This window comes from Actinophytocola sp. (genome assembly GCF_036555685.1).
Lineage (GTDB): Bacteria > Actinomycetota > Actinomycetes > Mycobacteriales > Pseudonocardiaceae > Actinophytocola.
On record NZ_DATBKY010000095.1, the window covers coordinates 1 to 9,712 of the forward strand.

General features: G+C 68.8%; 10 protein-coding genes. 3 read left to right on the top strand and 7 right to left on the bottom strand.

Annotated elements, in window-relative coordinates:
• From qcrB to ctaE, 4 genes are all read right to left on the bottom strand, one after another.
• Positions 1-1,214: cytochrome bc1 complex cytochrome b subunit (qcrB, locus tag VH969_RS09860; protein WP_331973364.1), on the bottom strand; the 1,214-nt coding region annotated here is incomplete at its 3' end.
• Positions 1,211-2,368, bottom strand: a complete 1,158-nt coding sequence (qcrA, locus tag VH969_RS09865; protein WP_331973365.1) for a cytochrome bc1 complex Rieske iron-sulfur subunit — start codon at positions 2,366-2,368, stop codon at positions 1,211-1,213. The genes qcrB and qcrA, both read right to left, overlap by 4 nt.
• A complete protein-coding gene (qcrC, locus tag VH969_RS09870) occupies positions 2,365-3,162 on the bottom strand; it encodes a cytochrome bc1 complex diheme cytochrome c subunit (RefSeq protein WP_331973366.1) in 798 nt (265 codons plus the stop codon). The genes qcrA and qcrC overlap by 4 nt, the downstream gene beginning before the upstream one ends.
• Positions 3,163-3,218: 56 nt before the next feature.
• Positions 3,219-3,821: an aa3-type cytochrome oxidase subunit III gene (ctaE, locus tag VH969_RS09875; protein WP_527249154.1), complete on the bottom strand. Its 603-nt coding sequence runs from the start codon at positions 3,819-3,821 to the stop codon at positions 3,219-3,221.
• Positions 3,822-3,986: 165 nt separating this feature from the next.
• Between ctaE and VH969_RS09880 the strand changes: the two genes are divergently transcribed.
• A complete protein-coding gene (locus VH969_RS09880; RefSeq protein WP_331973367.1) occupies positions 3,987-4,394 on the top strand; it encodes a PleD family two-component system response regulator in 408 nt (135 codons plus the stop codon).
• A gap of 11 nt (positions 4,395-4,405) precedes the next feature.
• Positions 4,406-5,461 (top strand): anthranilate phosphoribosyltransferase, encoded by a 1,056-nt coding sequence (gene trpD / locus VH969_RS09885; protein WP_331973368.1) that lies wholly within the window; start codon positions 4,406-4,408, stop codon positions 5,459-5,461.
• Between the two features lie 167 nt (positions 5,462-5,628).
• Here trpD and ctaF read toward each other — a convergent pair whose 3' ends face one another.
• Positions 5,629-6,030 carry a cytochrome c oxidase subunit 4 gene (ctaF, locus tag VH969_RS09890; RefSeq protein ID WP_331973369.1) on the bottom strand — a complete coding sequence of 134 codons (402 nt, stop codon included), beginning with the start codon at positions 6,028-6,030 and terminating at the stop codon, positions 5,629-5,631.
• Positions 6,031-6,037: 7 nt separating this feature from the next.
• Positions 6,038-7,009, bottom strand: a complete 972-nt coding sequence (gene ctaC, locus VH969_RS09895; RefSeq protein ID WP_331973370.1) for an aa3-type cytochrome oxidase subunit II — start codon at positions 7,007-7,009, stop codon at positions 6,038-6,040.
• 141 nt (positions 7,010-7,150) lie between these two features.
• Between ctaC and asnB the strand changes: the two genes are divergently transcribed.
• Positions 7,151-9,079 (top strand): asparagine synthase (glutamine-hydrolyzing), encoded by a 1,929-nt coding sequence (asnB, locus tag VH969_RS09900; protein ID WP_331973371.1) that lies wholly within the window; start codon positions 7,151-7,153, stop codon positions 9,077-9,079.
• 6 nt (positions 9,080-9,085) lie between these two features.
• Here asnB and VH969_RS09905 read toward each other — a convergent pair.
• The coding region (locus VH969_RS09905; RefSeq protein ID WP_331973372.1) for a hypothetical protein at positions 9,086-9,712 on the bottom strand (627 nt) is incomplete at its 5' end.

The following is a 9,712-nucleotide window of genomic DNA, read 5'->3' on the forward strand; positions in this document are numbered from 1 at the left end:
AACCAGTCGTTGGCACAGTTGACCACCAGCACCAGGTAGAAGATGACGGCCATGGCGCCCAGCGAGGTGCGGACCGGGGCGTCACGCGGGCGCTGCAGCAGGTTGTGCAGCGCGTTGTCCCCGGTCATCTTCCGCTCGATCGCCGGGTACATGCCGGCCAGCACGAACAGCACCGGCAGGAACGCGGCGGTCGGCCAGAACACCGCCGGGATCCGCCAGTCACCGAGTACCAACTCCCACGGCGGGAAGACCCGGCCCAGACCGTCGACCCAGGCCATGTAGAAGTCCGGCTGCGAGCCGGCCGAGACCTGCGCCGCGTTGTACGGCCCGAAGTTCCAGATCGGGTTGATCTGGAAGATGCCGCCCAGCAGCGCGGTCACGCCGATGACCACGGCCGTGAAGCCGCCGGCCTTGAGGGCGAACGTCGGCAGGATGCGGACGCCGACGACGTTGGTCTCCTTGCGCCGCACGCCCGGGAACTGGGTGTGCTTCTGGTACCAGACCAGGCCGACGTGGACACCGATCAGCGCCAGCAGGATCCCGGGTATCAGCAGGATGTGCACGGTGTACAACCGCGGCACGATCTCCGTTCCGGGGAACTCGCTGCCGAAGATCAGCCAGTGCGCCCAGGTGCCGATCAGCGGGATCGAGAGGATCAGGCCCGACATGATCCGCAGGCCGGCGCCGGAGAGCAGGTCGTCCGGCAGCGAGTAGCCGGCGAAGCCCTCGGTCGCGCCGAGCACGAAGATCAGCACGCCGATGACCCAGTTGACCTCACGCGGCCGCCGGAACGCGCCGGTGAAGAACGTGCGGAACATGTGCACGACGATCGCGGACATGAACAGCAGCGCGGACCAGTGGTGCACCTGGCGGACGAACAGACCGCCGCGCACGTCGAACGAGAGGAACAGCGTCGACTCGTACGCTCTCGACATCTCCAGGCCCCGCAGGTTCACGAACGAACCCTGGTAGGTGACCTCGGTCATCGAGGGGTCGAAGAACAGCGCCAGGTACGTGCCGGACAGCAGCAGCACGATGAAGCTGTACAGCGCGATCTCGCCGAGCAGGAACGACCAGTGCGTCGGGAAGACCTTGTTGATCTGCCGCCGCAGGCCGCTCGCCACGTGGTACCGGTCGTCGGTCCACTTCGCGGCGCCCGCCGCCGCACGCATCGCGACGTTGTCGGGCTTCGTCGGTGTCGTCAGACCACTCATGACCGCCGCTCCCAGTACGCGGGTCCCACCGGTTCGATGAAATCATGTGGGGAGATGAAGTATCCAGTCTCTTCGTCCACCGTGATCGGCAGCTGAGCGAGCCTGCGGGTCGCGGGGCCGAAGACCGGCCTCGCGTACTGCAGGGCGTCGAACTGCGACTGGTGGCACGGGCACAGGATGCGGTTGCTGCGCTGCTCGTACAGCGAGGTCGGGCAGCCGAGATGGCTGCAGACCTTCGTGTAGGCGTAGTAGTCGCCGAAGTTGAAGTCCTCCTGGCCCACGTGCTTGATCACCTTGGCGGCGTCCTCGGGCCGCAGCCGGATGAGCATGACCGGGTTGTCCGACCTGGTCAGCGCGTGGCTGAGGGCCTTCTCGTCGTTCCGCTCCGACTCGCGGAAGGGGAACACCGTCTCCATGGCGCCCGCGTCCATGTCCTCCGGCTTGACCAGCACGACCTCGGACGGGTCGCCGGTGTCGCGGCGCAGGAAGACCTTCTCGTCCGAGACGTGCTGCCAGCCCGTGTGCAGCAGGCCGTCGGCGTTCGCGGACTGCGCGTGCGGGTTGCGCAGGAACGCGCCGAGCGGGACGACGGTGAGCGCGAGCCCGAGCGCGCCGCCGCCGAACGCGAGCGAGCGCTTGATCATCGAGCGGCGGGCGATCGTGCTGCTGTGCCCGAAGTCGGCGAACTGGGCGACGATGGTCTTCTTGTCGAGCTCCTTCGAGCCGCCGTCGTGCCGGTCCTGCACGGCGATCTCGTGCGGGATGAACTTTCGCGTGTAGTTCAGCACGCCGATGCCGACCGCGAGGATCGCGACGCCGAGCGTCACACCGAGGGCCGGCGTGTACAGCGAGTACAGGAAGTAGCCGTCCTCGCCCGGGGCCACGTACCTGGCCGGCCAGAAGATGAACACGACCACGGAGGCGAGGCTCGCGAGCCCGGCGATCGTGAACCAGAGCGCGACCGCGCGCTCGGCGCGCTTCTCCGCCCGGGTGCCCTTGACCGGCCACGGGTCGGGGTACTCGACCAGCTCGACGCCGTCGAGCTTCATGCCGAGCCGGGCCAGCTCGTCCCGGCTCATCCGGGAGAGTTCCTCGTCGCTCGGGACCTGTGGGGTCTTGTCCGGGGTCTCGTCCGGGGTCTCGTCATTGCTCATTGCCTGGCCCCGATCCACAGCGTGATGCCGATCAATGCCGCCATTCCCACGATGAAACCGATCAGCCCCTCGGACTGCGGGCCGAGCCCGCCGAGCGAGTCGCCGCCGGGGTTGTTGTTGCCGTCGGTCACGGACTTGACGTAGGCGATGATGTCCTTCTTCTCGCTCGGCGAGAGCTGTCGCTCGGAGAAGCGCGGCATGCTCTGCGGGCCGGACAGCATGGCCGCGTACATCTGGTCCTCGGTGACCTGGTCCAGCGCGGGCGCGCGCTTACCGGAGGACAGCGCGCCGCCACGGCCGGTGAAGTTGTGGCACGAGGCGCAGTTGAGCCGGAACAGCTCGCCGCCCCGCGCGGGGTTGTCGCCGCGCAGCTCCTTGCCGCGCTGCTCCGGCAACGTCACGCCACCGCCGTTGGCCTGCACGTACGCCGCCACCGCGTCGACTTCCTCCGGCGAGAGCACCGGCGGCTTCTCCTCGGCCTGAGCGCCCTGCATCATGGCCGGCATCCGGCCGGTCGACGTCTGGAAGTAGACCGCCGCCTCGCCGACGCCCACCAGGCTCGGCCCCCGCCCCTCGACGCCCTCGAGGTGGGCACCGTGGCAGGTGATGCAGGTGTTGTTGAAGATCTGCTCGCCCTGACGCACCACCGCCGGGTCCTCCTGGGCCTGCGCGGTCTGCGGCTCGGGAACCAGGAAGCTGTACAGCGTCCCGATCCCGAGCAGCGCGATAGCGAGCGCCAGCAGACCGGCAAGCCGGCGCTGGAGCTTCGTGCGGGCCCTGCGTTTCTTGGTCATCTGTGCGGCAACCCCTGGTGAGTCAGTTCGGGCTTGGCGGGCCGGTCGGGCCGAGGTCACTTCACGAAGTAGATCACGCTGAACAGACCGATCCACACGACGTCGACGAAGTGCCAGTAGTACGACACGACGATCGCCGAGGTGGCCTGTGCCGGGGTGAACTTGCTCATCCGGGTGCGGATGAGCAGGAACACGAACGCGATCAGGCCGCCGGTGACGTGCAGGCCGTGGAAGCCGGTCGCCAGGTAGAACACCGTCCCGTACGCGGACGAGGGAATGGTGGTGCCCTCGGAGATGAGGCTCCGGTACTCGTTGGCCTGGCCCAGCACGAAGAACGTGCCCATCACGAGCGTGATCAGGTACCAGCGCCTGAGACCGAAGACGTCACCCCGCTCCGCTGCGAACACACCCATCTGACAAGTGAGTGACGAAGCGACGAGCACGATTGTGACAACGAGGGCGTACGGCACGTCGAGGTGCGTGGGCGGCGGGGGCCAGTGGTCCGCGTCGTTCTGTGCCTTGACCGTGAAGAACATGGCGAACAGACCGGCGAAGAACATCAGCTCGCTGCTGAGCCAGACGATCGTGCCGACGCTGACCATGTTCGGCCGGTTCAGCGAGTGCACACGCTGGCTGATTGAAGGCGCTGCTGTCGTCACGCCCGCATTATTGCCTGCCGCGAACTCCCTGGACTGATCGGGTCCACGGCGCGTCGGGGTGCGCGGGCGGGCACCTGACCACGTGCCGCGGCGGGGCCGATAGCATCGCCGCATACGCCCGAGGACCTGGTCCGATCCCGTCTCGCTCGCCGGAGGACGTTCGTCATGAGCTCGCCGCTGAAGATCCTGGTGTTCAGCCACCGGCCGGAGGTCCGGGAGACGATCATCACAGCGGTCGGCCGGCGGCCGGCCGCGGACATCGGCCGGGTCGAGTACCACGAGGCCGGGACGGTCGCCGAGGTGCTGATGGAGATGGACAGCGGCGCCGTCGACCTGGCCATTCTCGACGGCGAGGCGCAGCCGACCGGCGGCATCGGGCTGTGCCGCCAGCTCAAGAACGAGATCACCGCGTGCCCGCCGATCGTGATCGCGATCCGGCGCAAGGACGACCGATGGCTCGCCACCTGGTCGCAGGCCGACGCGGTGATCGTGCACCCGCTCGACCCGCTGGCCGCCGCCGAGACGGTGGCCGACGTGCTGCGCGACAAGCAGCTTCCCGTCTATCAGGGTTGAGAGGTCCACTCATGGGCGACCGGACCTGGCCGGCATTGCTCAACCAGCTCGTCGCCGGCAGCCATCTGACCGCCGAGGACACGTCCTGGGCGATGAACGAGATCATGTCCGGCCACGCCACCCCGTCGCAGATCGGCGGGTTCGCCGTCGCACTGCGCGCGAAGGGCGAGACGCCGGACGAGGTCGGTGGCATGGCCGAGGCGATGCTGCGCCACGCGCACCGGGTGAGCATCGACACACCGGCCGCGGACGTCGTCGGGACCGGCGGCGACCAGGCCGGCACGGTGAACATCTCCACGATGAGCGCGGTCGTCACCGCGGCGGCCGGGGTGCCGATCGTCAAGCACGGCAACCGGGCGGCGTCGTCGCAGTGTGGTGCGGCCGACGTGCTGCAGCAGCTGGGCGTGGCCATCGAGCTGCCCCCGGACGCGGTCGCGGAGTGCGTCCGCGAGGTCGGCATCGGGTTCTGCTTCGCGCCGGCGTTCCACCCCGCGCTCCGCCACGCCGGGCCAACCCGCAAGGACCTCGGCATCCCGACGGTGTTCAACATCCTCGGCCCACTGACCAACCCGGCCCAGCCGACGTCGGCCCTGGTCGGGTGCGCCAACGAGCGCCTCGCGCCGGTGGTGGCCGAGGTGCTCGCCGGCCGCGGGTTCAGCGTGCTGGTGGTCCGCGGCGACGACGGTCTGGACGAGATCACGACGACGACCACCACGACGGCGTGGGTGGCCTCGGGCGGCACGGTGCGGGTGGACAAGATCGACCCGCGGGCGCTGTCGATCGCCCCGACCACGGCGCACGACCTGGCCGGCGGTGACGCGGCGAAGAACGCCGAGGTGCTGCGCACGGTCGTCGGTGGGACGGCCGGCCCGGTGCGCGACACGGTGCTGCTGAACGCGGCAGGTGCGATCGCGGCGTTCCGCGGGTTCTCGGACGACCTGACGAGCGACCTCGCGGCCGGCATGGAGACCGCCGCACAGGCCATCGACTCGGGCCGCGCCGGCGATCTGCTGGCGAACTGGATCACCCGGTCAGCCGCACTACGCGACGCCGCCCTGGCCAGCTGACTCTGGTCCAGCACGGCGATGACCTTGCGGGGTAATGCGGATCATTGTGCGAGGTCTTGGACCGGCCAACGGTGACCTCAGGGGACCGCGACGGCACCCAGCCACCATCAACCGAGATTCCGCACCATCCGCTGGAACGCAACCAACACTTTGAATTCCGGGGCGGACTAGTCCGTGGCGTTGGGCCGCGTGTGGTACTCGAACACGAGGCCGGCGACCGACATCAGCACCAGCACGAGCCCGATCACGAGCAGCCACACCTGCCAGAACGCGAGCGCGAGCGCCGAGACGCCGCCCGACGCGGCCAGCGTCACCGGCCAGTAGCTGCCGGCGCTGAAGAAGCCGACCTCGCCCGCGCCGTCGCTGATCTCCGCGTCCGGATTGTCCTCCGGGCGGCGCTCGACGCGGCGGGCGACGAAGTGGAAGTACGAGCCGACGATCAGCGAGAGACCGCCGGTGAGGATGAGCGCGACGGTGCCGACCGGCTCCTTGGACCAGACGCCGTACACGATCGCGGACAGGATGAAGAACGACGTGGTGACGTCGAAGAGCCTGGCTTCGACCTTCATGCGATCCTCACTCTCCCGACGAGGTACGGACGTGACGGTCGGTGTCGAACGGCGAGGTGGTGTTGGCAACCGGGTTGCACAGGTCGCCGCAGCTCGAGTCCTCCTCGCCCAGCTGCGCCAGCGCCTCCGCCGCGGTGTACGGCTGGTGGGTGTCGTCGTTCATCGAGCGACGCAGGTTCATGTACCGGTCGAACCGCTCCTTGTTGAGCGCGCGGACCTCGAAGTTCATCCCCGAGTGGTAGGTCCCGCACAGCTCGGCGCAGCGCCCGACGAACGAGCCCTCGCGGTCGATCGTGTTCTGGAACGTGTTGGACTGGTGGTTCTTCTCCGGGTACGGGAAGACGTCGCGCTTGAAGTTGAACTCCGGCACGAAGAACGAGTGGATCACGTCGCGGGCGCGCAACGAGTAGTGGATCTTGGCCTCGGTCGGCAGGACGAGCAGCGGGATCTCGGTCGAGCTGCCGACCGTGGTGACCAGCGGGCCCTCTGGAGTACGCGGCGCGACCGTGGCGCCGGACGAGTCCTTGTAGTTCTCGTACTCGAACTGCCAGTTCCACTGGAAGGCCGTGACGTTGACGTTGACGTCCACGTCGTCCGGCGAGTCCTCGTGGAGCACGTAGTTCTGCGTCGTGATCGTGAAGTAGAAGAGGACGACCACGATGATCGACGGGACACCCGTGTAGATGAACTCGAGGAAGTGGTTGTACTGGAACTGCCGGGGCAGCTTGTCGCCGCGCTTGCGGTGCGCGATGACGGGCCACAGGATCAGCCCCCACACCAGCACGCCGACGATCAGCGAGGCGATCACCGACCACGTCCAGAAATCACGCATCCGGTCCGCCTGCGGCGTGACGCCTTCCGGCCAGCCGAAGCGCAGCACGTCGCCGGCCGAGCAGCCGGAGACGGTGAGCGTGACCAGTGCGGCCAGGCTCGCCAGACCGGCCAGCCGGACGGCCGGTGTGCGCCGCTTGTTGCCCACTGCGCGCCCCTCCTCAAGCTTCCTTGATCTAGTGCGGAGCCTAGCCGAGAGGCCCAGGCCACACCGCGTAGGGGCGGCCGTCGTCGCGCCAGCCATACTTGGTGCTCACGAGCACTCGACACGAGAGGTTGTGCCGGAGACGTGTGCGGTCTGCTTGGCCTGGTCTGCCCATCCGAGTCCGACGCCAACGCGAGCCGGGAGGCGGTCGCCCAGGCGATGCGCTGCCAGCGCCACCGCGGGCCAGACGAAACGGGCATCTGGTCCGGCGACGAGGTGGTCTTCGGCTTCAACCGGCTGTCGATCATCGACGTCGACCACTCGCACCAGCCGCTGCACTGGAGCCCGGAGGGCGTGCAGGAGCGCTACACGCTGCTGTTCAACGGGGAGATCTACAACTACCTGGAGCTGCGGCGGGAGCTGATCGAGCAGCACGGCGCGACCATGCGCACGAACGGCGACAGCGAGGTCATCGTCGCGCTGTACCACTACCTCGGCCCGGCAGCGGTGTCCAAGCTGCGCGGGATGTTCGCGTTCCTCATCTGGGACTGGCGGCGGCGCGTGGTCTTCGGCGCGCGCGACCCGTTCGGCATCAAGCCGCTGTTCTACTCGGCCGGCCCCGGCGGGGTGGCGTTCTCGAGCGAGAAGAAGGCGCTGCTCGAGCTGGCGCCGCGGCTGCGGGTCCCCGCCTCGCTGGACCGCACCGCCCTGCAGCACTACCTGACGCTGCAGTACGTGCCGGAGCCGGAGACGCTGCACCGGGAGATCCGCCGGATCGAGTCGGGCACCTCGTTCACCGTCTCCCCCGGCGGCCAGATCACCACCGACCGGTACTTCTTCCACACGTTCCGCCCGACCCCCATCCGCGGCAAGGACTCCCCCGAGCGCCTCTACGACGAGATCGCCGACGTCATGCGTGACTCGGTGGCCAAGCACATGCGTGCGGACGTCACGGTCGGCTCGTTCCTGTCCGGCGGCATCGACTCGACGGCCATCGCCGCGCTGGCGAAGGAGCACAACCCGAACCTGGTGACGTTCACGACGGGCTTCGAGCGCGAGGGCTACTCCGAGGTGGACGTGGCGGCGGAGTCCGCGGCGGCGATCGGCGTGAAGCACGTGGTCCGCACGGTGAGCCCGCAGGAGATGATGGAGGCGCTGCCGCTGATCGTCTGGTACCTCGACGATCCGGTGGCCGACCCGGCGCTGGTGCCGCTGTGGTTCATCGCGCGCGAGGCCCGCCGGCACGTGAAGGTCGTGCTGTCCGGCGAAGGCGCGGACGAACTGTTCGGCGGCTACACGATCTACCGCGAGCCGCTGTCGCTCGCCGCGTTCGAGAAGGTGCCCGGCGCGCTGCGCCGGGCGATGGGGTCGATCTCCACGAAGATCCCCGAGGGCACGCGGGGCAAGGACCTGCTCCGCCGCGGCGCGCTGGACCTGGAGCAGCGCTACTACGGCAACGCCCGCATCTTCCGCGACGACCAGCTGCGCGCGGTGCTGCGGACCTTCGACGAGAACGTCGGCCACACCGACGTGACGGCCGGCCCCTACCGCGAGTCGGCCGGCTGGGACCCGGTGACGCGGATGCAGCACGTGGACCTGTTCACCTGGCTGCGCGGCGACATCCTCGTCAAGGCCGACAAGATGACCATGGCGAACTCGCTGGAGCTGCGGGTCCCGTTCCTCGACCCGGAGGTCTTCAAGGTCGCGGCGAAGGTCCCGCTGGCGGAGAAGATCACCAAGGAGACGACGAAGTTCGCGCTGCGCCAGGCGTTGCGCCAGATCGTCCCCGCGCACGTGCTGAACCGCCGCAAGCTCGGCTTCCCCGTCCCGATCCGCCACTGGCTGCGCGACGAGATGTTCGACTGGGCACGCCAGATCGTCCTCAAGTCCCAGACGGACGAGGAGATCGACAAGAACGCGGTGCTGCGGCTGCTGGAGGAGCACCGGGCCGGCACGCTGGACCACTCGCGCCGGATCTGGGCGCTGCTGGTCTACATGCTGTGGCACGGGATCTTCATCGAGCGGCGCATCCAGCCCCGCGTTCCGGAGCCGCACTACCCGGTCAAGCTCTGAGAGCCCTCAGCCGCGCTGGAACCGCCAGGTCTTGCTGTCGATCGCCACGCAGAGACCGGGCGACAGCACGATGACGCGCAGCGTCCCGTCGCGCTCGTCGTAGTCGATGCCCTCGGACTCGAACTCGCCGTCGCAGCCGCTCTCCAGGGGCAGCTGCCCTAGCGAGGTCACGGTCGCGGTCACGTCCGTGGCGCCCACCGGCGCCGAGAGATCCAGCTGCAGCAGGGGTTTCGTGGTGCCGAAGAGGTCGCCCGCCGGGTCGTCCGAGGAACACAGCAGCCGGGTCTGCGACACGAAGTCACAGCCCTGGATGTCGCGCGCCGGACGGTCGAACCGGATGACCGACGCGTACGGCAGGTTCGCGCCCGGATCCGTCCAGGCGATGCCCGGCATCGGGTGCACCAGCAGCCGCTCGGTGGTGCCCCACTCCCCGGCCACCAGCCACTGCCCGTCCGGCGAGACCGCGGCGAACGAGTTGTTCGTCGCCTCCCACGGCTCGAGCTCGTGGGTGTACTCCGCCCACGAGCCGTCCGGCGCCTGCACCCGGAAGAGCTTCGCGCCGCGGTCGTCGCGCTGGTAGGGCTCCACGTAGTAGCCGTGCGCGGCACCCGGGTCGCCGACGTGGTTCCAGCC